Here is a 23,055-nt window from a genome sequence, read left to right as displayed (position 1 = left end):
GGCTGCTTTGACTCAATGGATTGAGGGACCGCAGCATGGAAGCAGCAATCTGCATCTGCCCGGCGAAACCTGCCGACGCCGGCATTATCAGCCGCATCATCGAGCGTTCGATCCGCGTCGGTTGTGCGCTCGAACACCGCAACGACCCGCAACTCGTCAGCCGCTGGATCAGCCGGCAATCCGTGGAGGTCATCACGGCGCAGCTTGTCGATCCGCATTGCTACCTGAACCTCGCCTTGTTACAGGACAAACCGGTGGGTGTCGGCATGGCCACGGCCAGCGGTGATATCGGGTTTTGTCATGTGCAGCCGGAATGGTTTCGCCGTGGCGCCGGGCGGGCGTTGGTGATGGATCTGGAAGGCTGGTTGCGAATACGTGGCGTACCTCAGGCGAGTATCGCCAGCACGCGCACCGGCGCGGCTTTTTATCGGCATTTGGGCTACTGCGAGTCGGCGCCACTCGCCTGCGATCAGGGCTTGCACGGCGTGGCGCTGCACAAGCCGTTGCCATTGCCCGACTGACAACGCGATCAAGGGTGTAAATCCTCGCCCCGCTTAAGCGTTTCCAGAACAGGAAAACCTGCATGTGCGCCTCGCGACCGGAACGCGCACCTGTGCGGTGTGCTGTTTTGGTCACTATCCATAGCGTATTGAGGGGTCGAGAGATGTCAGTCGCCACCAGCCTTATCGAAGAGTCGTCGGCCCGGATCGCCTCCGCTCCGACGGAAATCCTGTATCAGTTCCACGAATCGCCACTGCTGGCCCGCCAGAGCCAGCAGGAATCCAACGCCCGCAGTTACCCGCGCCGCATTCCGCTGGCACTCAAGCGCGCCAAGGGGCTGTATGTCGAAGATGTTGAAGGCCGTACCTTCATCGATTGCCTGGCCGGTGCCGGCACGCTGGCCTTGGGGCACAACCACCCGGTGGTGATCGAGGCGATCCAGCAAGTGCTCGCCGATGAATTGCCGCTGCATACCCTAGACCTGACCACGCCGGTCAAGGATCAATTCGTTCAGGACCTGTTCGGCCTGCTCCCGCCAGCGCTGGCCGCCGAGGCGAAGATCCAGTTCTGCGGCCCGACCGGCACCGATGCGGTGGAAGCCGCGCTGAAACTGGTGCGTACCGCCACCGGGCGCAGCACCGTCCTGTCGTTTTCCGGCGGCTATCACGGCATGAGCCAGGGCGCGTTGAGCCTGATGGGTAGCCTGGGGCCGAAAAAGCCGTTGGGCGCCCTGCTCAGCAACGGCGTGCAGTTCATGCCGTTCCCGTATGACTACCGCTGCCCGTTCGGCCTCGGTGGCGCCGCCGGGGTCAAAGCCAACCTGAGTTATCTGGAAAACCTGCTCAACGATCCCGAGGCCGGGGTCCAGTTGCCGGCAGCGGTGATTGTCGAAGCGGTGCAGGGCGAGGGCGGGGTGATTCCGGCGGATATCGAGTGGCTGCGCGGCTTGCGCCGAATCACCGAAAAGGCGGGCGTGGCGCTGATCGTCGACGAGATCCAGAGCGGTTTCGCCCGCACCGGCAAGATGTTTGCCTTCGAACACGCCGACATCGTCCCGGACGTGGTGGTGTTGTCCAAAGCCATCGGCGGCAGCCTGCCATTGGCGGTGGTGGTCTATCGCGACTGGCTCGACACCTGGCAACCGGGTGCCCATGCCGGCACCTTCCGTGGCAATCAGATGGCGATGGCCGCCGGTTCCGCAGTGATGCGTTATCTGCTTGAGCACAAGGTCAGCGAACACGCTGCGGCCATGGGCGAGCGCCTGAGCGAACACTTGCGCATCCTGCAACGCGACTTCCCGCAACTGGGCGACATTCGTGGTCGCGGCTTGATGCTCGGGGTCGAATTGGTTGACCCGGACGGTACGCCAGATGCCCTCGGTCATCCGCCGGCCTTCGCCCGTCTGGCGCCGCTGGTGCAGCGCGAATGCCTCAAGCGCGGGCTGATTCTGGAGCTGGGCGGCCGCCATGGCGCGGTGGTGCGTTTCCTGCCACCGCTGGTGATCACCGCTGCCGAAATCGACCGCGTCGCCGAGATCTTCGGTCGAGCCTTGGCCGCCGCCACGGCTGTTGGGTAAATTTTTCGCAGCGCCCCACGTTCTTTCTACAGACCCGGCTGCACTTCGTGTGCAGCCCACCCCTACAGTGATGGAGAACCACCATGACGTCAGTATTCGACCGCGAGGACATCCTCTTTCAGGTCGTGGTCAACCACGAAGAGCAATACTCGATCTGGCCCGATTACAAAGCCGTGCCGCAAGGCTGGCGCACCGTGGGCAAGAGCGGCCTGAAAAAGGAATGCCTGGCCTACATCGAAGAAGTCTGGACCGATATGCGTCCGCTGAGTCTGCGTCAGAAGATGGAAGGGCAGGCGGCGGCTCAGTAACTCGTCGGTCAAAAAGAAACCCGCTGGACTGGTGACCGTCAGCGGGTTTTTCATGGCTTTCAAAAGATCGCAGCCTTCGGCAGCTCCTACAGGTTTTGCATTCCATGTCGGAGCTGCGATCTTTTGATCTTAGGCCGAAGGCCCGCCGCTCAGACCCTTGAGCAGCACATCCACATTCCCCTCCAGCTCCGCCACCGGATCTTCGGTATCGGTGCTCAACACCAGCAAATGACTCCCCGACTCGGCAATCGCCGCTTTCACCGCCTCCGACGGCTGACGATGATGCAGCACCAGCGCCACGTCGTTGTCCTTGAGCGTCGCCGTCAGTTGCTTCAGGTCTTGCGGCGTCCATTCGGCATCCGGGCGCGGGTCCTGGCCGATCAGCTCCAGATTCAGGCTGCCGATCAGGTAACCGAAGTGATCGCTCAGACTCATCACACTGAGGTTGTCGGCCTCGGCCAGACGCGCTTCGCTGTCGGCACTGAGCTTGAGCAAACGCTGTTTCAGCGCTGCCAGATTGGCCTCGATCTTCGGTTTGGCGGTGGGGGCCAGGCGTACCAGATCCGCCGCGATCACATCGGCCATGCGCCCCATGTTATTGCTCGCCAGCCACGGCTGACTGTTCAAGCCATCGACCTTGAGCCCCGGTTGCACGGCAATCCCTGGCAGGGCGCCATCGACCGGACGCGCGGCGTCGACCTCGACAATGCGGATGTTGCTGCGCCGTGCAATCGGGTACAGCGGATCATCGGCCCACAGCGAGCGTACGCCGATCACCGCGTCGGCATCGCTCGCCAGTTTGCCCAATGCCGGCGCACCGCGACCGGTGAAATACGCGGTCTGACGGCTGCCCGGCAGATTCGCCGGCGCCGCGCGTTCCAGGCTGACGTCGGTGCCTTTGAGCAGCACCTCGCCCAGCCCGTAGGTGATCGGCAACGAGGCCAGTACGCGCAACGGTTTGGCGTTTTCGGCAGCGATCAGCGGGGTGCAGACCACGCCGCACAGGGCGATGGTCAGCGGCAGTTTGCGCAATGAGATGGGCATTTATCCAAGGTTCCCTTTCAGACTCGGAACAACCCCGCGCGCCATGGCGGCGAGGGCGAAGGCAATGCCGGCGACCAGAATGATCGCGGCGCCGGACGGAATCGGCAGATCGAAGACAATCGGCGCGAGAATCCCGCACAAGGTGCTGACGGTGGCAATCAGCACCGAGCACCAGAAGAAGCCCTTGAGCGACTGGCTGAGCAAGCGCGCCGCCGCGGCCGGAATCACCAGCAGCGCACCGACCAGGATCGCGCCGATGACCTTCACCGCCGCGACAGTGATCAGCGTCACCAGAATCACGAACAGGTAATCCAGGGTCTTCACCGCCACGCCGCGCACCGCCGCCAGTTGCGGGTTGAAGCTGGCGAGCATGATGCGGTTGTACAGCGGCAACGCCAGGGCCATGACCAGCGAACCGACGATCGCCAGCACCAGCAGGTCGTTGCCGTTGACGGTCAGTACTGAACCGAACAGCACGTTCTCCAGAATGTGCACGTTGATCTTGCCGGCCAGAATCAACAGCAGGCTCGCCCCCAGCGCCAGCGACACCGAGAGGAACACGCCGATCAGCGTGTCCGGCGCCAGACCGGTGCGGTTACGCAAGTAGTTGAGCAGAATGCCGAACAGCAGGCAGTAGCCGAACAGGCTGCCGTACGGCCCGGTGTAGGGCTCGCCGAGCAGAATGCCGATGGCCACGCCGGTCAGCGCCGCGTGACCGACCGCTTCGGAGAAAAACGCGAAGCGCTTGACCACCACCAGCGTGCCGAGCCCACCGAGCACCGGGCCGATCAACAGGCCGGCGAGCAGCGCATTGACCACAAAACCGTAGGCCAGCGCTTCGGGTAGATAACCGGAAGCGGCCCAGCCCTGGACCATCAAACGAAAGGCTTCGTAACTCATCAGGCAGCGCTCCGTGGATGGGTCGAAAACAGTGTCAGCAGACGTTCCGGGGTCAGCGCCTGTTGCGGCGTGGCATCGAACAGCACGCGGCGGTTGAGGCCGGTGACGCGATCGGCCATGCGCTTGACCGCTTCCAGATCGTGTTCGATCCACAGCACGGTGATGCCGGCGGCGCGCCAGTCTTCAAGCAGGCGTTCGAACACCTGGATCCCGGCTTCATCGAGTGCCGACATTGGCTCATCCAGCACCAGCAGTTGCGGAGGCGGAATCAGGCCTTGAGCGAGCAGCACGCGCTGCCGCTCACCGCCGGACAGCGCGCCCATGCGCCGCTTGCGTTTGTCCTGCATGCCGACCCGCTCCAGCGCTTCGCCGATGGCCTTGGCGTGGCGCTTGCTCAGGCCAAGAAACGCCGGACGGCGCTGGCACATGGCGGCCATGAAATCGTCGACGGTCATCGGCAGGCCGCGATCGAACTCCAGCGCCTGCGGCACATAACCGATGGTGCCGGGCGCTCCGGGCCAGTGCAGGCTCAACTGGCCCTGATGGGGCATCTGCCCGAGCAAGGTCTTGATCAGCGAACTCTTGCCGCCGCCGTTGGGGCCGACCAGCGCGTGCACGTGGCCGGGGTGGACCTGGAAGGTGACGTTGTCGAGAATTGTGGTGCGTCCCAGGGTCAGGCTGATCTGGGCAAATTCCAGCGTCGGCCCGCTTACCCCATGTGGGAGCGAGCTTGCTCGCGAATGCGGTGAATCATTCAGCAGTGGTATCGACTGACCCGACGCCTTCGCGAGCAAGCTCGCTCCCACAGGGGATCGGGGGGTATCAGAGAGAGATTCTTTTACCGTCATGCCCCGGACTCCTGAATCGCTCGCACCACGGTGTCGAGGTTGCCGGTCATTTCCTTTTCGTACTTGTCGGCGGTGTATTCGCCGTAGGAAATGTGCGACAGCGGGTACAGCTTCACGCCCGACTCGCGCTGAATGGTTTCGACGTAGGTGGACGGGAAGTCCATCTCGGAGAAGATCACCTTCACGTCGAGTTCGCGCAGTTGGTCGATGGTCTTTTTCAGCTGGCTGGGGCTGGGTTCGATGCCGTGGGCCGGCTCGACCACCGCGGTGACTTCCAGGCCGAATTCGCGCAGCAGATAGTCGTAAGCCGCGTGCACCGTGGCCACTCGCAGCTCGGCGTTGGGGGCCTGGGTCAGTTTCGCCAAGGCGTCGGCGCGCATCTGCCGCAGGCGTTTGCCGTAGGCGCGGGCGTTCTGGGTGTAGGTCTTGGCGTTGTCCGGGTCGAGCTTGCCCAGCTCGCGGGCGATGTTGTTGACCTGGGCAATCGAGGCGCTGATCGACAGGAAGGTGTGCGGGTTGACCACTTTGCCGGCGCCGCGCGCGGCGGTACCGGTAGCGGCCAGCAGCGGCACGTTCTCGTTGGCTTCGATGGTCTTGATGTTCGGCGTTTCGCTGGCGGCGATCATGCGGTCGGCGAAGTCGTCATGGCCAACCCCGTTGAGCACGATCACGTCCAGCCCGCTGATGCGTTTGATGTCCTCGGCCCGTGGCTCGTAGGCGTGCGGGTTGAAACCGGCGGGAATCAGCGGCACCACCTCGGCCTTGTCGCCGACGATGTTCGCCACATAGCTGTAATACGGGTGCAGGGTGATGCCGATGCGCAGGCGTTTGCCCGGATCGGCGCTGGCCAGCGGGCTCAGCAGGCAGGCGCACAGACTCAACAGCAGCAAGCGCAGGAAGGGACGGCGAGGCGATGAAATAGACATGGGCAAGCGGTCTTCTCTGGGGTGAAGGCGAAGGTTCAGTGGCGATGCTCGCGGGTCACGCCGGCATCGAATTGCGCGACGATCTGTTTCCAGCCAGCGGCCGAAAGCGCGGCGTCGGTCAGTTCGACGGGCGTCTGCAGATCGGCGGCGCGGTTGAGCCAGATGTCCGGCGCGGCATTGGCATCGGCGCTCAGCCGCATCACGAACGAACCGGCGACGGCGGGCGATTGGCTGTGACCGAAATAGGCGGTGCCGGCCAGCAACTGCCAGAGATGAGCACCACGGCTGACCGAGCTGGCATCCTGGGCGAACGGGGCGAAACCTTCGTCGGCCAGGCCTTGCGGAGTCGGCAGGGTTTGCTGCTCTTCACGCAACAGGCGGATTTCGTCGAGGGTCACTCGCAGGTCGGCATAGATGCCTTGCTCGGCGGCGCGGAGGTCGCGCCGCGCATCGAGCTGATGACTGGCGACCGGCTCTGGTTCGTGGGCCACCCCGCGCCAGGCCACCACCGAACCGGCGACGGCAAGGATCAGCAGACACAGCAGCAAGACATTGAGGGTTTCGTGGCCGGCACCGGCCGGACGCACGATGTGCGTGGTGGGCGTGCTCATGGGGCCTCGATGTCCGCTTGGTCGATTTCCACGACGTGACCGGGGCCGGCGTCGAACAGCACATAAAACTCGGCCGCCGGCTTCTTGAAGGTCAGGGTCGAATCGGCGTCGAGCTTGCCCGGCACCAGAATGGTTTCGTCGTAGCCGATCACGTCCAGGGTCACCCCCGGAGCACCGCTGCCATCGGAAAAGCCACCCGTACATTTGATCTGCTCGGCATCGACGGCCTTGCATTCACACATCGGGTTGTGGGCCAGGGCCCCGGCGCTGAAACCTGTGCACAGCATCAGCAACGCGGCGCGCAACCGCAGGCGGGAAGGTCGTTGAACGCAGTTCATGGTTTGGCTCCTTGTTTGTTCAGCCAGGCAATGGTGGCGGGTGAGGCCTGGCTCAGCGGAATCGAGGCCTGGTGCAGGCTGCCGTCCCAGCCTTCCATGGTGATCCACAGTTCGGCGTCGGCCTGGGTCTTTTCGGCCACTGGCAGCTGCGCGCCCATGCGGTATGGCGTGCCGAAGAAAATCACCCCGGCGGCACGCAGGCTGCGGGGTTTGCCGATGCGCAGGTAGGTGGCCTTGACCTGTTCGACGCAGGCGTCGCACAAAGCGGCGTTGAAGTCCTTCATATAACCGGCAGGGCCGTCGAGGTGCGGCGCTTCGTTGCGCAGTTCGGCCAGGCGCAGGCTCCAGGGGCCGACCTGGATGTCGCCGATCTCATGCTCGCCGAGGCCGACGTCGCCGCGAAACAGCGCGGCGTCGGCGAAATACTTGGGCATGAAACCCAACGGAATCAGCAGCAGCAAGGCGTTCAAATGAAAGCGCCATGTGTGCCAGAAACGGCGCAGTGCAGACGGTTGGGCAGTGCGGTTGGACGGGCTCACAGGCTGACCTCCGCTGGTTCACGGCGGGTGTTGGTGCTGCGGGCCTTCTTGTGCTCGCGCTTGAGTGCGTTGGCGGTGGCCAGTGCGGTGCGTTTGGTCCAGATCAACAGACCGCTGAGCACCATCATGCTCAGCAGCAGGCCGAAGAAGAACCAGATCAGTTTGATCCACAGACCGCCGAAATCACCGGTGTGCAACGGGCGCATCGACTCGGTGACGAACTCCAGCGAGGAGCGGTCGGAGATCAGCCGCGAGGCGGCCATCTCGCCGTTGTACGGATTGAGCGTGGCGGTCTGGAACATCAGCGGATACCAGCCACGACCGCCGACGCTCAGGTGGCTGTAGGCGTTGCCCGGCAGGCTGATGAAACTGACGTCCAGCCCGGGGATGTTCTGTTCGGCGATCTGCACCGCGCGATCCAGGCTGATCCGTGGCGGTGGCCCGGCATCGGCCGACATCGGCACGTCTTCGCGGGCCATCGCCGGGATAATCGGTTCGGTGGTGATGGACACCTGGTTATCGAACAGAAACGCTTGAATCAGAAACCAGGTGCCGGTGATCGAGATCACCGCGATGAACCAGATCGACCAGATGCCGCTCAGTCGATGGAAGTCGCCCCAGAAGATCCGTGCGCCGTGGCGAAAACGCAGCGTAGGCTTGAAGAAACCTTTCCAGAAGCGCTTGTAGACCACCAGCCCGGTGACCAGCGAGGCGAGCATCGGCAGGCCGAGAAACGACACCAGATACCAGCCCCAGCTGTAACCGTTGGTGAACGGCACCAGCCACCAGCCGTGCAGGGCGCGGGTGAATGCCTTGAAGTTGAAGTCTGGCGCCGGGCCCTGGATCACGCCGGTGTACGGGTTGACGTACACCGTCTGCGCACGGCCGTCGGGGTAGCTGACTTCGACGTCGAGGGCGAAATGCGCCTCGTCGGGGCGGCTGATGCTTTCGACCAAGAGTTGCGGTTCGGCTTTCTTGATCGCGGCCAGCACTTGATCGTAACTGAGCAGCGGCGCGTCGTCCGTCGGTTGGCTGGCGCGCATCTGCGGGTTGGCCAGCCAGACGATTTCCTGGCTGACCACCGCCAGCGTGCCGGTGACACAGACGATCAGGACAAAAAACCAGATTGGCAGCGCGAGCCAGCTGTGCACCAGGAACCACAGTTTGGAGCGGGATTTCTTCGACATGTTTACGCGTCTTGATTTCGATGAAAGGGCACGCGGCTACGGGCTTCGCAGCGCGGGTGTCCCCGAAAGGCGCGGTCGTGGCTTTTGCCTACGCGAACGGCCTGCATCTCTATAGGACGGATGAGCCGGGTAAATCCCGATGGCTTATATGAAAGTAAATGTTTCGCAGTTCCCCGAACACCGCTATTCAACCTGTGGGAGCGAGCTTGCTCCCACAGTTGGAACGCATTTCAAGTGTGGGAGCCTGCTCGCGAAGGGGCTGGTAAAAACGATGAACAACTCAACCCTGCTGAAACATCTCGTGCGCCCGCTGCTTGATCTGCTCTTCGGTCAGATCTTCCTTGCGCGTGGCGAGAAACCACAGGTGCCCATACGGATCCTTCAGCGTCCCGCTGCGATCACCATAAAACTGATCCTTGACCTCTGACACTGTCTCCGCCCCGGCATCCAGCGCCCGTTGGAAGGACTTGTCGACATCGGTGACATACAGATGCAAGCCGACCGACACGGCTTTTTCCGGGCCGCTCAACGGCCCTTGTTCGCAAGGCGTACCCAGCATGATCGCGCTGTCGCCAATGCGCAGTTCGGCGTGGCCGATGCGGCCGTCCGGCATGTCCAGGCGCATGACCACCGTGGCGCCGAAGGCTTTTTTATAGAAATCGATGGCTTCGGCGGCCTTGAGGATGCCGAGGTACGGGGTAATGCTGTGATACCCCTCGGGAATGGGTTTGACGCTCATGACGTTCTCCCTGTTCTTTGTTTTGTGAGGTTGTATGGCTCCACCGGATTTGTGGAAGATTCACTATAGAACTGTCTGCGCGGCCAGGATTTTTGCCCGACGAGCAGTCAGCCCGGAAAATGCGCCCCCGGCCCCTGTTCACCGAGCACATCGCCCTGATTGCGCAGCGGGCAGGCCTCCATCGACAGGCAACCGCAACCGATGCAACCGGTGAGCCGATCACGCAGCTGGGTCAATTGGCTGATCCGCTCATCCAGCTCGCGGCGCCATTGCTCGGACAGGACTTTCCAGTCCGCTGCGGTCGGTGCGCGGTCGTCCGGAAGCCTCTTCAACGCCTCGCCGATTTCCGCCAGCGGAATGCCCAGCCGTTGCGCGACCTTGATCAGCGCCACCCGGCGCAACACTTCGCGGGGATAGCGGCGCTGATTGCCAGCATTGCGCTGGCTCTTGATCAGGCCCTTGGATTCGTAAAAGTGCAGGGCGGTGACCGCCACACCGCTGCGCGCGGCGACTTCGCCGACGGTGAGCTGCTTGTGCAGGGTTTCTTTGGTGATCATTGGCAAAATGACTCTTGACCTTGACTTAACTAGAGGTTTTACCCTGCAGGCCTACGAGTCGCAAGACTCGTCTTACGGTGAATGGGGACTTGTCATGCAAACGTCAGCGAAAAATCGCAGCTTTACCCAATTGATCGAATTCGAGATCGAACCGCGTCAGCAACCGGCGCTGGTGACCGCACTGTCGCAGCAGACCGAGCATCTGGCGCAACGCTACGCAGGCTTCGTCAGCGCCAGCGTCCAGGTCAGCGACGACGGTCGGCGGGTGCTGAGCCTGCTGCAATGGCAGACCCGTGAGGCAGGGGAGGCGGCGTTCAGCCGGTTTGAAAGCGGCGAGCAGGACTTCTGGCAACTGATCCGCGCCCATCAGGCGAAAACCGTGACTTTCAATTCATTCCAGGTGTTGAGCAGCATCGCCCGCAGTCATGACGATGCGCTGCACTGCCGTCTGGTGGGCTAGATCGACAACTGGATCAGGCGTTCGCCTCGCAGGTTCTCCGTGAGTCGCCGCTTGTTCACTGCCAGTTCGCCGATCTTGATCAGCCGCGTGCGGGTGACATTGCGGCTCAGACCAAGCAGCGCGGCGGTGTGCACCTGGTTGTAATGGCAGAAGCGATACGCGGCGCGCAGCAGGGCGTCTTCGACCTTTTCGTGGAGTGCGCCGGCCTGTTGTTCGAACAGTTTTTGAAAGGCCCGCTCAAGCAGTGCTTCCGGTGAATCGTCGGCGCTCGACTGCTGATCGTCCGGACGCTCGATGCGCAGGTTCGACAGACGTAAATCATCGCGCTCGATCACGCCGTTGCGGCAGATCAGCAGGGTGTGATGGATGACGTTTTCCAGTTCGCGGATGTTCCCTGGCCAACTGTAGCTGCGCAGCTTGTGCTCGGCACCGGGACTGATGCTGACCCGCCCGTAGCCCAGGCGCTGACTGTAGGCCTCGATGAAATGCCGGGTCAGCGGCAGGATGTCGCCGGGCCGCTCGCGCAACGGGCTGAGTTCCAGATTGACCACGTTGAGGCGATAGAACAGGTCTTCGCGGAAATTCCCGGCATTGATGGCTTTCTCCAGTTGCACATTGGTCGCGGCCAGCACTCGCACATCGATGGGGATGCTCTTGCGCGAGCCCAGGCGCACCACCTCGCGCTCCTGCAACACCCGCAGCAACTTGACCTGAATCGCCATCGGCAAATCACCGATTTCGTCGAGGAACAAGGTGCCGCCGTCCGCCTCTTCGAACCAGCCGGCCTTGGCGCTGAGGGCACCGGTGAAAGCCCCTTTTTCATGGCCGAACAGCTCGGCCTCCACCAGCGATTCGGAAAAGGCGCCGCAGTTGACCGCGACAAACGGCCGGTGGCGGCGGTGGCTCAGGTTGTGGATGTGCCGCGCCACCAGCTCCTTGCCGGTGCCGGTCTCGCCGATGATCAGCACGCTGGCTTCGCTCGGCGCGACCTGCTGCAGATGCGCGAGCAGGGCCTGGGACTTTGGGTCTTCGAAGACCTGCGCGGTGGCGCGGATCGAGGTCGCCAGGGCGGGTGAGGGTGGAAGGGTCAGCAGTTGCATGGACTCGCTCCATTAAAGGCAAGATCAGGAATAGAACGTCGGCATCGGCAGCGCCTGATTCAGCGCCCAGTCGCCCAGCTCATGGAGTTTGTAATCGAGCGGGTCGTGCAGGGTTTGCGTGCGCAGGTTGCGCCAGTGCCGATCGAGGCGCAGCGAGGCGTGGGTCGAGCGCGCGCCGGTGACTTCGAATAAGCGACTGCAAATCTCCAGCCCCTGACGACTGGCGGCGACCTTGGCCGTGGCAATCGCCGTGGCCAGATGTCCGCGTTCCTCGGCACTCAGGTTCGGGCCTTTGGCCCAGGCGTCGTCGAGCAGCGCGGCGGCACGTTCGACCAGCCGCCGAATGCCCTCCAGCGCAACCCAGAACTCGCCGTAATGGGCGAGCACGTACGGGTCCTCACGCACATCGCGGGCCGCGGATTTGTGCCAGAGCCGGGTTTCACTCAACGTGTATTGCCGGGCCTCTGCAAAAGCGCCTTCAGCGATGCCGAGAAACAGGTGGGTGAAGGTCAATTGCGCGATCAGCGGACGCAGGCAGGCGAACGGCGTGCTCAACGGGCCGGGATCGAGCAGCAGCTCGGATTCTTCGACACGCACCCGTTCGAACGTGGCACTACCGCTGTCGGTCTGGCGCTGGCCGATGTTGTTCCAGTCATCGTGCAGGGTGATGCCGCTGCGCGCGCTGGGGATCGCCGCGATCAGCAATTTGCCGCCAGCGCTTTCGTCCGCTGCCGAGGCGATCAGCATCTGCGAATCGCTGGCGCCGGAGCAGAAGCTTTTCTTGCCGGAGAATTCGCGCCAGCCACCGCAGTCCTTGACCACCGTGCGGGTGTCGAGCGGGTTGAGCGCGTTGCCCCAGAACCAGTTCTGCCGCGCGGTTTGTTCGAACCACGGCTGCCATTGTTCCGGGCGCGCGAACAGGCGCACGGTGGCGAGCATCAGGTGATGAAAGCCGAATACGTGGGCGATGGAACTGTCGACCTTGGCGAACTCGCGCACGATCTGCAGGGTTTCGCTCCAGCGTGCGCCGAGGCCGCCGTAGCGCGTGGGAATGCTCAGGGCCAGCAGGCCGCTGTCGCGCAGGGCATCGCGCTCGGCCTTCGGCGTGCCGCCGCGCTCGTCGCGTTCGACGGCGGTCAGGGCGAATCCGGCGGCCAGTTGGCGGGCGGTCTGCAGGGGGGAGAGCAGGGTGCTTTGTGGTTTGGCGGTCACGCGGTGTTCCTCATCAATTCGACGCGATTCTCTGTAGGAGTGAGCCTGCTCGCGATGAGGTCAGTACAGTCGACATCACCGTCGCAGACACACCGCTTTCGCGAGCAGGCTCACTCCTACAGTGGGCGTTTTCAGGCCTTGGCTTGGCCGGGCAACACATCGTTGGCAATCATTTCGCCAAACGGCCCGGTGAGGTTGGTCACACCGCGTCCGGCCAGGCTGGCGTACGGTTCCGGCAGCAGCGGAAACACCAGTTCGGCAAAGCGGTAAGCTTCTTCAAGATGCGGATAACCGGAAAAAATGAAGCTCTCGATGCCGAGGTCGGCGTACTCCTTGATGCGCGCCGCCACTTGCTGCGGATCGCCCACCAGCGCAGTCCCGGCGCCGCCACGGACCAGGCCGACGCCGGCCCACAGGTTGGGAGCGATTTCCAGGTTGTCGCGACGGCCATCGTGCAACGCCGCCATGCGCCGCTGGCCTTCGGAGTCGAAGCGCGAGAAGGATTTCTGCGCCGCCTCGATAGTCTCGTCGCTGATGTGCTCGATCAGTTTGTCCGCGGCTTTCCAGGCTTCTTCGGCGGTCTCGCGGACGATCACGTGCAGGCGAATACCGAACTTCACCTTGCGCCCATGCCGTGCGGCGCGTTCGCGCACATCGGCGAGTTTCTCGGCGACGGCGGCGGGTGGTTCGCCCCAGGTCAGGTACACGTCCACTTGCTCGGCGGCGAGGTCATGGGCGGCGTCGGACGAACCGCCGAAGTACAGCGGCGGATACGGTTTTTGCACCGGCGGATACAAGGCTTTGGCGTTCTGCACTTTCAGGTGTTTGCCGTCGAAATCCACAGACTCGCCTTGCAACACCCGGCGCCAGATCCTGAGGAATTCGTCGGTGACTTCGTAACGTTCGCTGTGGCTGAGGAAGCTGCCGTCACCCCGGTTTTCGTCGGGGTCGCCGCCGGTCACCACGTTGATCAGCAAGCGGCCGTTGGACAGTCGATCGAGGGTCGCGGCCATGCGCGCCGACACCGTTGGCGAGATGATCCCTGGGCGGATCGCCACCAGATAACGCAGGCGCTCGGTCAATGGAACCAGCGCCGAAGCAATCACCCACGAGTCTTCGCAGGAGCGCCCGGTGGGAATCAATACGCCGTGATAGCCGAGGCTGTCGGCGGCCTGCGCCACTTGTTTCAGATAATTCAGGGTGACCGGGCGCGCGCCTTGCGTGGTGCCCAGGTAATGGCCGTCGCCGTGGGTCGGCAGGAACCAGAAAACATCCATGAACAGCTCCTCAGGCGATTTTCAGCAGCGGTTTGATTTGCGTGCCGAACAGCGGCGCGGCGCGTTCGGCGGCCAGGCGGATGCGCGCTTTCAGCGGCTCGCTGGTGATCTGGTAGTCGGCGAAATCGGCTTCGGTGGCGTACACCCCGATCGGCAGGGTCACGGCCTGGAAGAAACTGAACAGCGGACGTAACTGGTGATCGAGCACCAGCGCATGACGCTCGCTGCCGCCGGTGGCGGCCAGCAACACCGGGGTGTCGATCAGCGCATTGAGGTCGATCAGGTCGAACAGGTGCTTGAGCAGCCCCGGGTAGGAACCGCGATACACCGGCGCGGCGACGATCAGCAGATCGGCTTGTTCAATGGCTTGCAGTTCGGCTTCGACCTCAGCGTTCAGTTCCTGACGCGACAGCGCGGCGCCCAGTGGGCGGGCGATGTCACCGAGTTCGATCAGGTGACTGTCGATCGACAGGTGCCCGGCCAGTTCGGCCAGCAAGGCTTGGGTCAGCACCAGGGTGCGGGACGGACGCCAGGTGCCGCCGGACAGGGCAACGACTTTCAGGGGACGCGACATGATGAGTTCCTTTTTATCAACAGTTGCTCAGCGAGCAGTGAGTAAGTCCCAAGGCTTGAGCAAGCGCTGTACCAATTCCTGAAAGCCCCGGTTTACGCGGGATTGAGCGTTCCGGCGCGAGTGCGTTGTGCAGATATCAGGCGGGTTTGTTGATCTGCTGTTGTCTGGACAACAGTTGCAGGAGCAACAGTTGTTCGCCGGGTGGAAGGATTTATAGCGGCTGTCTGTTATTCCGTAAAAGAACGTTAATCGATATTTATAGATCTTTAAGAGATATGAGGGGCGATAAAGCTGAAATTCTGATAGCCACTATTGAGAGCGTTGATTTTTGCCCGGGCCGGCGCGGGCGTAGCCTTTGTTCATCAACTAACACCGCTCGCCAGGACGCTCCCCATGAATCGTTTACTGACTGTTTCGCTGCTGCTCGCTGTCTCCGTACTCGCTGGTTGCGCTACCCACGTTTCCCCCGAACAACGGCCGTACACCGCCGAAGAAACCCGCGAACTGGCGATGGAAGCGCTGAATCGCAGTGGCTTGTCCTTCGACGAATACCACGCGAAAAAAGCCGCGCTGCTCGGCGAATCGTCATTCGACAAGAAAGCTGAAATGAGCGCCGGGCGTGCGATACAGCTGCACGGTCGTCCAAGCTGATAGCAAACTGTACTGCTGGAAGTTTTACCCAACTGTCCGTGGGTTTGCGGGCTGCCGTGCGATAGGGTCAACACCTGAATGACCCCCGACGGATTGTCCTCCATGACCCTCTCGCTTGATCTGCTGTTGGGCTTTACCCTGTTTGCCCTTGTCACCTCGATTACACCGGGGCCGAATAACACCATGTTGCTGGCGTCGGGCGTGAACTTCGGCTTCAACCGCACCATTCCCCATATGCTCGGCATCACCTGCGGTTTCTTCGTATTGGTGGTCGCGGTGGGTTTTGGCCTGGGCGCGGTGTTCCAGACTTATCCGCTTCTCTACACGGTGCTGCGTTATGTCGGCGCCGCGTATCTGTTGTACCTGGCGTGGAAGATCGCCCATTCGGGACCGGTGGGCGACGGCGCGGAAGGCGAGGCCAAACCGATCAGTTATCTGGGTGCCGCCGCGTTTCAGTGGGTCAATCCCAAGGCCTGGATCATGGCCATCGGCGCGATCAGTACCTATACGCCGATGCAGGGTTATTTCACCAACGTTGTGGTGATCGCGGCGGTGTTCGCCGTCATTAACCTGCCCAGCGTCGGTGTCTGGGCGGCATGCGGCACGTTGTTGCGCAACGTGCTGAAGGACCCGCGCTGGTTGCGCGTATTCAATTGGGGCATGGCCGCGCTGTTGGTGATTTCGCTGTACCCGTTACTTCTCGAAAGCTTTCACTGACGCATTGCTTCAACCGCCGGCCCGATGCCTGTTAAGCTCGGCTTCAGGAGCGTTCCTACGCACTTTTAAATGAAGTTGTCCTTCTTTAACGGCATCCGATCAGGTATTGATGACGCTCTCGAACCGACGCGCAGCTCACAAGGCTGCGCTGTGCCGTTTGCAGACACGAGCCTCCTGATCCCGGAACACGCTCTGCGAGTCCTTTATGAATAAACGTCCGTTGTATTTTGATTACGCCGCCACCACCCCGGTGGACGAGCGGGTCATCCAGGTGATGATCGACTGTCTGGGGTTTCACGCCAACTTCGGCAATCCGGCTTCCAGCTCCCACGCCTTCGGCCAGCAAGCCCGGCAAACGGTCGAGCAGGCCCGTCGTCAAGTCGCCGAACTGGTCGGGGCCGAGCCCGGACAGATCGTCTGGACCTCCGGGGCCACCGAATCCAACAACCTCGCCCTCAAAGGCGTGGCCCAGGCGCGCGGCGTTGCTGGCGGCCACATCATTACCAGCCAGATCGAACACAAAGCCATCCTTGATACCGCCCGGCAATTGCAGGACGCCGGCGTTGCGGTGACCTATCTGGTGCCGGACGCCGAGGGCCTGATCACCCCGCAGGCCGTCAGCGAAGCGATGCGCGACGACACTTTTCTGGTGTCGCTGATGCTGGTCAACAACGAACTCGGCACGCTTAACGACATCCCGGCCATCGGTGAAGTCGTGCGTGGCCGTGGGGCGTTGTTCCATGTCGATGCGGCGCAGGGCGCCGGCAAAGTGGCGATTGATCTGCAGCCGTGGCCGGTGGATCTGATGTCGTTTTCGGCGCACAAACTCTACGGCCCCAAAGGCATCGGTGCGCTGTATGTCGGACCGCGGGCGCAACAGCGTTTGCAGGCGCAGATTCACGGCGGAGGACACGAAGGCGGTTTGCGCTCCGGGACCCTGGCGACCCATCAGATCGCAGGCATGGGCGCGGCATTCGCCCTGGCCGCTGCGGCGTTCGATGAGGAGAAAAAGACCATCGTGGCACTGCGCGAACGCTTGCTTGAACAGTTGCTGACTCTGCCCGGCGTGCGCCTCAACGGCAGCGCCAGCCAGCGCATCCCGCACACCTTGAGCCTGACGTTCAGTGAAGGTGAGTTCAACGGTGCAGCCTTGAACCATTCGATCGCGTTTTCCGCGACCTCGGCCTGCAATTCGGCGAACAACGCACCGTCCCATGTGCTATTGGCACTGGGGCATGACGCACGGCTGGCCGGTCGCACCATTCGCCTGAGCCTCGGCCGCTTCACCACCGCCGATGATATCGATCAGGCGGCAGAACTGATCAAAGGCGCCTGCGCCAGTGCCCCGGCCTTCTGGGCGACAGGGCTTTAACCAGCCGATTTCCACGGCTACGCACAATAATGATGAAGTGATTGGCAGGAGACATGATGAGTACCCAGACTTTGACCGAAGGAACGGTTCCCCAGCGCCTGGCGCGCACCCGTGAACTGATGCGCCGCGAAGGCATTCATGCGTTGCTGGTGCCATCGGCCGACCCGCATCTGTCGGAATACCTGCCCGGCTACTGGCAAGGGCGGCAATGGCTGTCGGGATTCCACGGCTCGGTTGGCACTCTGATTGTCACTGCTGATTTCGCCGGGGTCTGGGCCGACAGTCGTTACTGGGAACAGGCGACCAAGGAACTCAAGGGCAGCGGCATTGAACTGGTCAAGCTGCAACCGGGGCAACCGAGCCCGCTGGACTGGCTGGCCGAGCAGACTCCGGAAGGTGGCGTGGTGGCGGTCGATGGCGCGGTGATGGCCGTGGCCTCGGCGCGTACGTTGAGCAGCAAGCTTGAAGCCCGTGGCGCGCGTCTGCGCACCGACATCGATCTGTTGAATGAAGTCTGGGCCGATCGCCCGAGCCTGCCGAACGCGCCGATCTATCAGCATCTGCCGCCGCAGGCGACGGTCAGTCGCGGCGAAAAACTCGCCAAACTGCGTGAGACCTTGCAGGCGCGCGGCGCCGATTGGCACTTCATCGCTACTCTCGACGACATCGCCTGGCTGTTCAACCTGCGTGGCGGCGATGTCTCGTTCAACCCGGTGTTTGTGTCTTTCGCGTTGATCAATCAACAGCAAGCGACACTGTTTGTGGCGTTGAGCAAGGTCGATGCCGAGCTGCGTGCCGTGCTGGAGCAGGACGGCGTGACCCTGCGCGATTACCGCGAAGTGGCCGATGCCTTGCGCGCGGTGCCAAACGGCGCGAGGCTGCTGGTGGATCCGGCGCGGGTGACCAGCGGTTTGCTGGATAACCTGGACAGTGGGGTAAAACTGGTCGAAGGCCTGAACCCGACCACCCTCGCCAAATCGCAGAAGAGCGAGGCCGACGCCAAGCACATCCGCAAAGCCATGGAACAGGATGGCGCGGCGTTGTGCGAATTCTTCGCCTGGCTGGAATCGGCCTGGGGTCGCGAGCGCATCACCGAACTGACCATCGACGAGAAACTCACCGCGGCCCGCGAGCGCCGTCCGGATTATGTGTCGCTGAGCTTCAACACGATTGCCGCGTTCAACGCCAACGGTGCGATGCCGCACTATCACGCCACCGAAGAAGAACACGCGGTGATCGAGGGCGACGGCTTGCTGCTGATCGACTCGGGCGGCCAGTACCTGGGCGGTACGACCGACATCACGCGAATGGTCCCGGTCGGCACGCCGACAGACGAGCAGAAACGTGACTGCACGCGCGTGCTCAAAGGCGTGATCGCACTGTCGCGGGCACACTTCCCGAAAGGCATTCTGTCGCCGCTGCTGGATGCCATCGCGCGTGCGCCGATCTGGGCTGAAAGCGTGGATTACGGCCACGGCACCGGTCACGGGGTCGGTTATTTCCTCAACGTTCACGAAGGCCCGCAGGTGATCGCCTATCAGGCCGCAGCGGCACCGCAAACGGCGATGCTGCCGGGGATGATCACGTCGATCGAGCCGGGCACTTACCGTCCGGGGCGTTGGGGTGTGCGGATCGAGAACCTGGCGATGAATCGCGACGCAGGAAGCAGCGAGTTTGGCGAGTTCCTCAAGTTTGAAACCTTGACCCTGTGCCCGATCGACACGCGCTGCCTGGAACCGTCCCTGCTGACGCAGGAAGAGAAACAGTGGTTCAACGCCTATCACGCCGAAGTGCGCGAGCGTCTGAGTCCATTGCTTGAGGGGGCTGCGCTGGCGTGGTTGAACACGCGGACAGCGGCCATCTGATGGCTGAAACCCGGGCGCTGTTGGCAGCGCCCGGGTTCTATTCTGGGTTCAAGCCTGACGCAGGGTTTCTTCGACGAAGTCGAGGCGGTCCTGGCCGAAGAACAGCTGAGTGCCGATAAACATGCTCGGCGCACCAAACACGCCGCGTTTAACGGCTGTCTCGGTGTTGTCCTTGAGGGCTGCCTTGACCGTTTCGTCATTGGTCAGGGCCAGGACTTCATTGGGATCGAAGCCGTTGTCGCTCAATACCGCTGCGACAGTCGCCGGCTCATCGAGAGCGCGTCCCTCCACCCACAGTGCCTTGAACAGACAACCGATAAACGCCTGAAAGCGTTCCGGCTGCCGCAGTTGTATGCCGGTGACGGCGCGCATCAGCATCAGCGTGTTGATCGGGAAGTGCGGATTGAACTTCAGTGGCACGCCATAGCGTCCGGCGTAGCGATCCAGATCCTGGAACATGTAGCGGCCCTTGGCCGGAATCATCGCCGGAGAGGCATTGCCGGTCGCCTTGAACACGCCGCCCAGTAGCATTGGAATGTAGATCAGCTCGCTATGGGTTTTGGCACAGATTTTCGGTAATTGGGTGTAGGCCAGATAAGTGGCAGGGCTGCCGAGGTCAAAATAGAACTCCACGGTTTTCGTCATGTTCGCTGCTCTCTATTTATTGTTATGGAGAAGGCGTGGCTTACCAGCGTTCGTTCCATGGACGCAGGTCCAGCTCGAATGTCCAGGCATCCCGTGGCTGACTGTGTAGATACCAGTAGTTTTCGGCAATGTGTTCGGGATCGAGAATACCGTCCTGATCCTTGGTCGCGTACTTCTCCGGAAAACTGTTACGGATGAAATCGGTATCGATGGCGCCATCGACCACCACGTGGGCGACGTGGATGTTCATCGGCCCCAGCTCGCGCGCCATGCTTTGTGCCAGTGCGCGGATACCGTGTTTGGCGCCGGCAAACGCGGCAAACCCGGCAGCGCCGCGCAACCCGGCAGTCGCGCCGGTGAACAGAATAGTGCCGCGTTTGCGGGTAACCATACGCTTGGCCACTTCGCGGGCATTGAGGAAGCCGGAGAAACAGGCCATCTCCCAGATCTTGAAATACTTGCGTGCGGTTTCTTCGAGAATACTGCAAGGCACGTTGGCGCCAATGTTGAAGACAAACGCCTCAATCGGACCAAGGCGGGTTTCGATCTCTTCAATCAACGCAATGACATCTTCTTCCTTGCGCGCATCGCAGGCAAAACCGTGTGCTTCTCCACCCTCGGCCAGAATCGCCTCGACCAGCGGCTGCAATTTGTCGGCACTGCGTCGTGTAACACACGCGACAAAACCTTCTCTGGCAAAGCGCTTGGCAATCGCGCCACCGGTGGCATCGCCAGCACCAACCACTAACACGACCTTCTTGTTATTCATGGGTGGATCCCTTTAGTAAACGATCGTTAAGTGAACGAACGTTATGCTAGGATCCGGGCAACGTCAAGGCGGTCGATCAAGAGGGTAAGCGCATGCGGTATTCCGCCGGTCACAAGCTGGAAACCCGGGAAAAACTGCTGAACAGCAGTGCGCTGTCGGCGAAGCGCGCTGGATTTTCGACCGTTGGAGTCGATGGTTTGATGAAGGCCATCGGTCTGAGCGGAGCGGCGTTTTATAGCCACTTCTCGTCGAAAGACGCGCTGTTCACGGCAATCGTCGAGCGTGAACTGTGCCAGAGCCTGGAACGATTGGGAGGGAGGGGAGAGCAGGACCGCGAGCGCCTGGAGCGCTGTCTCAAGCAATACCTGAGCATGGCCCACGTAGAGCAGCCTGAATCGGGTTGTGCCTTGCCGACACTGGGGGCGGAGATTGCCCGTTCAGATGATCAGGTTCGCGAGCAGGCAGAGCTGTGGATTTGTCGGCTGCAAGCCAGTTGGGCGCAGGTTCTGGAGAGCGACAGCCTGGCGTGGGCGATTCTGTCGCAATGTGTCGGAGCATTGGTGGTTGCGCGGATGCTGGTGACGCCGGAGATCCAGCAGACGGTATTGAAGTCCAGTCATGAAGAGATCGGACGTCAACTGGCTGCTCGACGGGACGAGCAGCCAGAATGATTCATTTGCAGATGACGATCATGCTTCGACTGGTATAACCAGCCGGATTGAGACCGAACGGGTAGTCGCCTGGCTCTTCCACGGCGTCCCCCGATTTGGCGATGACCTTGTAGCCTTTCGGGGCACAAGCATTGGCGGCGCTGGTGTAGCACTTGTCCCAAGAGGACGATAGACCGGAACAGTTGATGTGCAGCCCTTTTCTACCGTGCTTCACTTGGGTCTCGGAAGTCGCTGCGCACCCCGTTACTGCCAACACAGCGATCAGTATTAAAATTCGTTTCATTACCGTCCTTATGGTAGCCACGAGTCTGGCGCTCGGGTCTGCCTGTATTCGCTTGCGCTTTAAGCGTTTCGATGTCCCTGTCCGAAAAATCCATATCTGGCACTGAGTTAAGGGGCCTAAACATGGCCTAAATAAGCGCCAATTGCCAGACCTTCGTCAAATCCTGTTTCAATCTGCCGCAACGGCGGGTTTGGCGGTACTGCCCATGGTCATGGTTGCCCCGACGGAGGCCAGAATAATGCACAGGATTGCCATCCATTGTGACAACGAGAGGTATTCCTGCAGAAACAGCAGCCCTGACAACGCGCCGAAGGCAGGTTCAATGCTCATCAAAGTGCCAAAAGTGCGCGCGGGCATGCGGGTCAGGGCGACCATCTCCAGCGTGTAGGGCAGCGCGGTCGACAGCACGGCGACGCCAATGGCGACCGGGATCAGTGAGGGCGTCAGCAGCGCAGCGCCGGCATGCACGATGCCGATTGGCGCAACAAACAGTGCGGCAATCATCACACCCAACGCTGCGGTGGTGACGCCGTTGTCAGCACCGGCCTTCTGGCCGAACAGAATATACAGTGCCCAGCAGACGCCAGCCCCCAAGGCATAACCAGCCCCGACCAGATCAATTCCGGCAGTCGTCGCCCCCGTGGGGATCAACAGCAGTAGTCCGACCGCAGCCAGGGCAATCCAGAGAAAGTCGATGGCGCGACGGGAGGCATAAATGGCGACGGCCAGCGGACCGGTAAATTCGAGTGCGACGGCGATACCGAGCGGTACGGTGCGCAATGACATATAGAAGAGGAAGTTCATCCCGCCCAGCGCCATTCCGTAAACGATCACCGTCCGCAGAGACTGGGCTGTCAGTCTGGCTCGCCATGGGCGTAATAACAGCAGCATGATCACGCTGGCGAAGATCAGGCGCAGGGTGGTCGTCCCTTGAGCGCCAACCACCGGGAACATGCTCTTGGCCAGAGACGCGCCGGACTGGATGGATGCCATGGCTATTAATAACAGGCCAACCGGGAACAGCATTGAGGCCAGAGAACGAGGTTGGTCAGTCATTGCGAGGCATCATCCAAAGGTAAGAGCAGGGTATTGTTTTTGATATTGGGCAATATACTGCGCATTCGCTGTCGTTGCGTCTATATATAAGCAGGCTTTTTCGCTGTCTCGATAGAAAACTGAAATTAACGGTTGACGGCAGATTCTGGAGGTCTATAATTCGCCCCACTTCCGGCGCAGTCGAAACGGAAAACTCCTTGAAATTCAATGAGTTATACGATTTTCGACAGTGACTTGCTTCAGTTCATCGAGGCCTGGAAGGCGTTGAAAATGCCGGTTTTTCTGGCGCTTTTAACGGTTCGATCTTCTCGGTCGAAAGCGGTGAAAAA

The 23,055-nt window shown here is 61.7% G+C and carries 27 protein-coding genes; 9 read left to right on the top strand and 18 right to left on the bottom strand.

Going from position 1 to position 23,055, the window contains the following annotated elements; genetic code table 11:
- Nucleotides 1-35 precede the first annotated feature (35 nt).
- The 3 genes from KKQ10_RS18730 (at nt 36) to KKQ10_RS18720 (ending at nt 2,385) form a co-directional block, all read left to right on the top strand.
- Nucleotides 36-521 (top strand): GNAT family N-acetyltransferase, encoded by a 486-nt coding sequence (locus KKQ10_RS18730; protein WP_215501948.1) that lies wholly within the window; start codon nt 36-38, stop codon nt 519-521.
- Nucleotides 522-664: 143 nt separating this feature from the next.
- Nucleotides 665-2,077, top strand: coding sequence for an aspartate aminotransferase family protein (locus KKQ10_RS18725; protein WP_127648719.1), 1,413 nt, complete (start codon nt 665-667; stop codon nt 2,075-2,077).
- 83 nt (nt 2,078-2,160) lie between these two features.
- Nucleotides 2,161-2,385 (top strand): MbtH family protein, encoded by a 225-nt coding sequence (locus KKQ10_RS18720; protein WP_016985437.1) that lies wholly within the window; start codon nt 2,161-2,163, stop codon nt 2,383-2,385.
- 129 nt (nt 2,386-2,514) lie between these two features.
- On the opposite strand, the gene KKQ10_RS18715 is transcribed toward KKQ10_RS18720, so the two are convergent.
- The 10 genes from KKQ10_RS18715 to soxR form a co-directional block, all read right to left on the bottom strand.
- Nucleotides 2,515-3,429, bottom strand: a complete 915-nt coding sequence (locus KKQ10_RS18715) for a metal ABC transporter substrate-binding protein (protein ID WP_215501947.1) — start codon at nt 3,427-3,429, stop codon at nt 2,515-2,517.
- A complete protein-coding gene (locus tag KKQ10_RS18710; protein ID WP_127648717.1) occupies nt 3,430-4,329 on the bottom strand; it encodes a metal ABC transporter permease in 900 nt (299 codons plus the stop codon). It abuts the gene before it with no gap.
- A complete protein-coding gene (locus tag KKQ10_RS18705; protein ID WP_252191668.1) occupies nt 4,329-5,177 on the bottom strand; it encodes a metal ABC transporter ATP-binding protein in 849 nt (282 codons plus the stop codon). The genes KKQ10_RS18710 and KKQ10_RS18705 overlap by 1 nt, the downstream gene beginning before the upstream one ends.
- Nucleotides 5,174-6,103: a metal ABC transporter substrate-binding protein gene (locus tag KKQ10_RS18700; RefSeq protein ID WP_127648715.1), complete on the bottom strand. Its 930-nt coding sequence runs from the start codon at nt 6,101-6,103 to the stop codon at nt 5,174-5,176. The genes KKQ10_RS18705 and KKQ10_RS18700 overlap by 4 nt, the downstream gene beginning before the upstream one ends.
- 35 nt (nt 6,104-6,138) lie before the next feature.
- Nucleotides 6,139-6,714: a DUF6162 family protein gene (locus KKQ10_RS18695; RefSeq protein ID WP_215501946.1), complete on the bottom strand. Its 576-nt coding sequence runs from the start codon at nt 6,712-6,714 to the stop codon at nt 6,139-6,141.
- Entirely contained in the window at nt 6,711-7,052 is a 342-nt protein-coding gene (locus tag KKQ10_RS18690) for a hypothetical protein (protein ID WP_215501945.1), read from the bottom strand. Before KKQ10_RS18690 ends, KKQ10_RS18695 begins: the two co-directional genes overlap by 4 nt.
- On the bottom strand, nt 7,049-7,591 hold the full coding sequence (locus KKQ10_RS18685) for a PA2404 family protein (RefSeq protein WP_127648712.1): 543 nt from the start codon (nt 7,589-7,591) through the stop codon (nt 7,049-7,051). Before KKQ10_RS18685 ends, KKQ10_RS18690 begins: the two co-directional genes overlap by 4 nt.
- Complete coding sequence (locus KKQ10_RS18680) at nt 7,588-8,778, bottom strand: PepSY-associated TM helix domain-containing protein (RefSeq protein WP_127648711.1); 1,191 nt, start codon at nt 8,776-8,778, stop codon at nt 7,588-7,590. Before KKQ10_RS18680 ends, KKQ10_RS18685 begins: the two co-directional genes overlap by 4 nt.
- A gap of 280 nt (nt 8,779-9,058) precedes the next feature.
- Complete coding sequence (locus tag KKQ10_RS18675) at nt 9,059-9,517, bottom strand: VOC family protein (RefSeq protein ID WP_127648710.1); 459 nt, start codon at nt 9,515-9,517, stop codon at nt 9,059-9,061.
- 107 nt (nt 9,518-9,624) lie between these two features.
- A complete protein-coding gene (gene soxR, locus KKQ10_RS18670) occupies nt 9,625-10,074 on the bottom strand; it encodes a redox-sensitive transcriptional activator SoxR (RefSeq protein WP_215501944.1) in 450 nt (149 codons plus the stop codon).
- 94 nt (nt 10,075-10,168) lie between these two features.
- Here soxR and KKQ10_RS18665 point away from each other — a divergent pair, with 94 nt between their 5' ends.
- A complete protein-coding gene (locus KKQ10_RS18665) occupies nt 10,169-10,534 on the top strand; it encodes an antibiotic biosynthesis monooxygenase (protein ID WP_127648708.1) in 366 nt (121 codons plus the stop codon).
- Here KKQ10_RS18665 and KKQ10_RS18660 read toward each other — a convergent pair.
- The 4 genes from KKQ10_RS18660 to msuE form a co-directional block, all read right to left on the bottom strand.
- Nucleotides 10,531-11,634, bottom strand: a complete 1,104-nt coding sequence (locus KKQ10_RS18660; RefSeq protein WP_215501943.1) for a sigma-54 interaction domain-containing protein — start codon at nt 11,632-11,634, stop codon at nt 10,531-10,533. The genes KKQ10_RS18665 and KKQ10_RS18660 overlap by 4 nt on opposite strands.
- Nucleotides 11,635-11,658: 24 nt before the next feature.
- The gene (locus KKQ10_RS18655) at nt 11,659-12,846 is read right to left on the bottom strand and encodes an acyl-CoA dehydrogenase family protein (RefSeq protein WP_215501942.1); all 1,188 of its coding nucleotides are present in this window, start codon (nt 12,844-12,846) and stop codon (nt 11,659-11,661) included.
- A gap of 131 nt (nt 12,847-12,977) precedes the next feature.
- Nucleotides 12,978-14,123: an FMNH2-dependent alkanesulfonate monooxygenase gene (gene ssuD, locus KKQ10_RS18650; protein ID WP_127648705.1), complete on the bottom strand. Its 1,146-nt coding sequence runs from the start codon at nt 14,121-14,123 to the stop codon at nt 12,978-12,980.
- A gap of 10 nt (nt 14,124-14,133) precedes the next feature.
- Complete coding sequence (msuE, locus tag KKQ10_RS18645; protein ID WP_127648704.1) at nt 14,134-14,697, bottom strand: FMN reductase; 564 nt, start codon at nt 14,695-14,697, stop codon at nt 14,134-14,136.
- 393 nt (nt 14,698-15,090) lie between these two features.
- Here msuE and KKQ10_RS18640 point away from each other — a divergent pair, with 393 nt between their 5' ends.
- The 4 genes from KKQ10_RS18640 (at nt 15,091) to KKQ10_RS18625 (ending at nt 19,302) form a co-directional block, all read left to right on the top strand.
- A complete protein-coding gene (locus tag KKQ10_RS18640; protein ID WP_215501941.1) occupies nt 15,091-15,348 on the top strand; it encodes a hypothetical protein in 258 nt (85 codons plus the stop codon).
- A gap of 102 nt (nt 15,349-15,450) precedes the next feature.
- Nucleotides 15,451-16,065: a LysE family translocator gene (locus KKQ10_RS18635; RefSeq protein ID WP_215501940.1), complete on the top strand. Its 615-nt coding sequence runs from the start codon at nt 15,451-15,453 to the stop codon at nt 16,063-16,065.
- A 205-nt stretch (nt 16,066-16,270) separates the two neighbouring features.
- The gene (locus KKQ10_RS18630; protein WP_215501939.1) at nt 16,271-17,437 is read left to right on the top strand and encodes an aminotransferase class V-fold PLP-dependent enzyme; all 1,167 of its coding nucleotides are present in this window, start codon (nt 16,271-16,273) and stop codon (nt 17,435-17,437) included.
- Between the two features lie 56 nt (nt 17,438-17,493).
- Nucleotides 17,494-19,302 carry an aminopeptidase P family protein gene (locus KKQ10_RS18625; RefSeq protein WP_215501938.1) on the top strand — a complete coding sequence of 603 codons (1,809 nt, stop codon included), beginning with the start codon at nt 17,494-17,496 and terminating at the stop codon, nt 19,300-19,302.
- Between the two features lie 48 nt (nt 19,303-19,350).
- Here KKQ10_RS18625 and KKQ10_RS18620 read toward each other — a convergent pair whose 3' ends face one another.
- Both KKQ10_RS18620 and KKQ10_RS18615 read right to left on the bottom strand, forming a co-directional pair.
- The gene (locus KKQ10_RS18620) at nt 19,351-19,947 is read right to left on the bottom strand and encodes a 2-hydroxychromene-2-carboxylate isomerase (RefSeq protein WP_215501937.1); all 597 of its coding nucleotides are present in this window, start codon (nt 19,945-19,947) and stop codon (nt 19,351-19,353) included.
- 40 nt (nt 19,948-19,987) lie between these two features.
- Nucleotides 19,988-20,716, bottom strand: a complete 729-nt coding sequence (locus KKQ10_RS18615) for an SDR family oxidoreductase (protein WP_215501936.1) — start codon at nt 20,714-20,716, stop codon at nt 19,988-19,990.
- Nucleotides 20,717-20,808: 92 nt separating this feature from the next.
- Between KKQ10_RS18615 and KKQ10_RS18610 the strand changes: the two genes are divergently transcribed.
- Nucleotides 20,809-21,387 (top strand): TetR/AcrR family transcriptional regulator, encoded by a 579-nt coding sequence (locus KKQ10_RS18610; RefSeq protein ID WP_215501935.1) that lies wholly within the window; start codon nt 20,809-20,811, stop codon nt 21,385-21,387.
- Between the two features lies 1 nt (nt 21,388).
- Here the strand turns inward: KKQ10_RS18610 and KKQ10_RS18605 are convergent, their stop codons facing one another.
- Complete coding sequence (locus tag KKQ10_RS18605; protein WP_102353948.1) at nt 21,389-21,670, bottom strand: hypothetical protein; 282 nt, start codon at nt 21,668-21,670, stop codon at nt 21,389-21,391.
- Between the two features lie 168 nt (nt 21,671-21,838).
- Nucleotides 21,839-22,726, bottom strand: coding sequence for a threonine/homoserine exporter RhtA (gene rhtA, locus KKQ10_RS18600; protein ID WP_127648696.1), 888 nt, complete (start codon nt 22,724-22,726; stop codon nt 21,839-21,841).
- Between the last annotated feature and the right edge of the window lie 329 nt (nt 22,727-23,055).

It is taken from the genome of Pseudomonas sp. MG-9, from assembly GCF_018729515.1.
GTDB classification, from domain to species: Bacteria; Pseudomonadota; Gammaproteobacteria; order Pseudomonadales; family Pseudomonadaceae; genus Aquipseudomonas; species Aquipseudomonas serboccidentalis.
This window is presented reverse-complemented; position numbering and strand designations above follow the sequence as displayed.

What these genes read in the sequence shown, in the direction of transcription:
- KKQ10_RS18705 (WP_252191668.1), bottom strand. Translation starts at nt 5,177, where the DNA reads ATGACGGTAAAAGAATCTCTCTCTGATACCCCCCGATCCCCTGTGGGA.
- KKQ10_RS18710 (WP_127648717.1), bottom strand. Translation starts at nt 4,329, where the DNA reads ATGAGTTACGAAGCCTTTCGTTTGATGGTCCAGGGCTGGGCCGCTTCC.
- KKQ10_RS18660 (WP_215501943.1), bottom strand. Translation starts at nt 11,634, where the DNA reads ATGCAACTGCTGACCCTTCCACCCTCACCCGCCCTGGCGACCTCGATC.
- KKQ10_RS18730 (WP_215501948.1), top strand. Translation starts at nt 36, where the DNA reads ATGGAAGCAGCAATCTGCATCTGCCCGGCGAAACCTGCCGACGCCGGC.
- KKQ10_RS18625 (WP_215501938.1), top strand. Translation starts at nt 17,494, where the DNA reads ATGAGTACCCAGACTTTGACCGAAGGAACGGTTCCCCAGCGCCTGGCG.
- KKQ10_RS18620 (WP_215501937.1), bottom strand. Translation starts at nt 19,947, where the DNA reads ATGACGAAAACCGTGGAGTTCTATTTTGACCTCGGCAGCCCTGCCACT.
- KKQ10_RS18725 (WP_127648719.1), top strand. Translation starts at nt 665, where the DNA reads ATGTCAGTCGCCACCAGCCTTATCGAAGAGTCGTCGGCCCGGATCGCC.
- KKQ10_RS18675 (WP_127648710.1), bottom strand. Translation starts at nt 9,517, where the DNA reads ATGAGCGTCAAACCCATTCCCGAGGGGTATCACAGCATTACCCCGTAC.
- KKQ10_RS18610 (WP_215501935.1), top strand. Translation starts at nt 20,809, where the DNA reads ATGCGGTATTCCGCCGGTCACAAGCTGGAAACCCGGGAAAAACTGCTG.
- KKQ10_RS18615 (WP_215501936.1), bottom strand. Translation starts at nt 20,716, where the DNA reads ATGAATAACAAGAAGGTCGTGTTAGTGGTTGGTGCTGGCGATGCCACC.
- KKQ10_RS18715 (WP_215501947.1), bottom strand. Translation starts at nt 3,429, where the DNA reads ATGCCCATCTCATTGCGCAAACTGCCGCTGACCATCGCCCTGTGCGGC.
- soxR (WP_215501944.1), bottom strand. Translation starts at nt 10,074, where the DNA reads ATGATCACCAAAGAAACCCTGCACAAGCAGCTCACCGTCGGCGAAGTC.
- KKQ10_RS18695 (WP_215501946.1), bottom strand. Translation starts at nt 6,714, where the DNA reads ATGAGCACGCCCACCACGCACATCGTGCGTCCGGCCGGTGCCGGCCAC.
- msuE (WP_127648704.1), bottom strand. Translation starts at nt 14,697, where the DNA reads ATGTCGCGTCCCCTGAAAGTCGTTGCCCTGTCCGGCGGCACCTGGCGT.
- KKQ10_RS18700 (WP_127648715.1), bottom strand. Translation starts at nt 6,103, where the DNA reads ATGTCTATTTCATCGCCTCGCCGTCCCTTCCTGCGCTTGCTGCTGTTG.
- KKQ10_RS18605 (WP_102353948.1), bottom strand. Translation starts at nt 21,670, where the DNA reads ATGAAACGAATTTTAATACTGATCGCTGTGTTGGCAGTAACGGGGTGC.
- rhtA (WP_127648696.1), bottom strand. Translation starts at nt 22,726, where the DNA reads ATGACTGACCAACCTCGTTCTCTGGCCTCAATGCTGTTCCCGGTTGGC.
- KKQ10_RS18690 (WP_215501945.1), bottom strand. Translation starts at nt 7,052, where the DNA reads ATGAACTGCGTTCAACGACCTTCCCGCCTGCGGTTGCGCGCCGCGTTG.
- KKQ10_RS18635 (WP_215501940.1), top strand. Translation starts at nt 15,451, where the DNA reads ATGACCCTCTCGCTTGATCTGCTGTTGGGCTTTACCCTGTTTGCCCTT.
- KKQ10_RS18680 (WP_127648711.1), bottom strand. Translation starts at nt 8,778, where the DNA reads ATGTCGAAGAAATCCCGCTCCAAACTGTGGTTCCTGGTGCACAGCTGG.
- KKQ10_RS18720 (WP_016985437.1), top strand. Translation starts at nt 2,161, where the DNA reads ATGACGTCAGTATTCGACCGCGAGGACATCCTCTTTCAGGTCGTGGTC.
- KKQ10_RS18640 (WP_215501941.1), top strand. Translation starts at nt 15,091, where the DNA reads ATGAATCGTTTACTGACTGTTTCGCTGCTGCTCGCTGTCTCCGTACTC.
- ssuD (WP_127648705.1), bottom strand. Translation starts at nt 14,123, where the DNA reads ATGGATGTTTTCTGGTTCCTGCCGACCCACGGCGACGGCCATTACCTG.
- KKQ10_RS18665 (WP_127648708.1), top strand. Translation starts at nt 10,169, where the DNA reads ATGCAAACGTCAGCGAAAAATCGCAGCTTTACCCAATTGATCGAATTC.
- KKQ10_RS18630 (WP_215501939.1), top strand. Translation starts at nt 16,271, where the DNA reads ATGAATAAACGTCCGTTGTATTTTGATTACGCCGCCACCACCCCGGTG.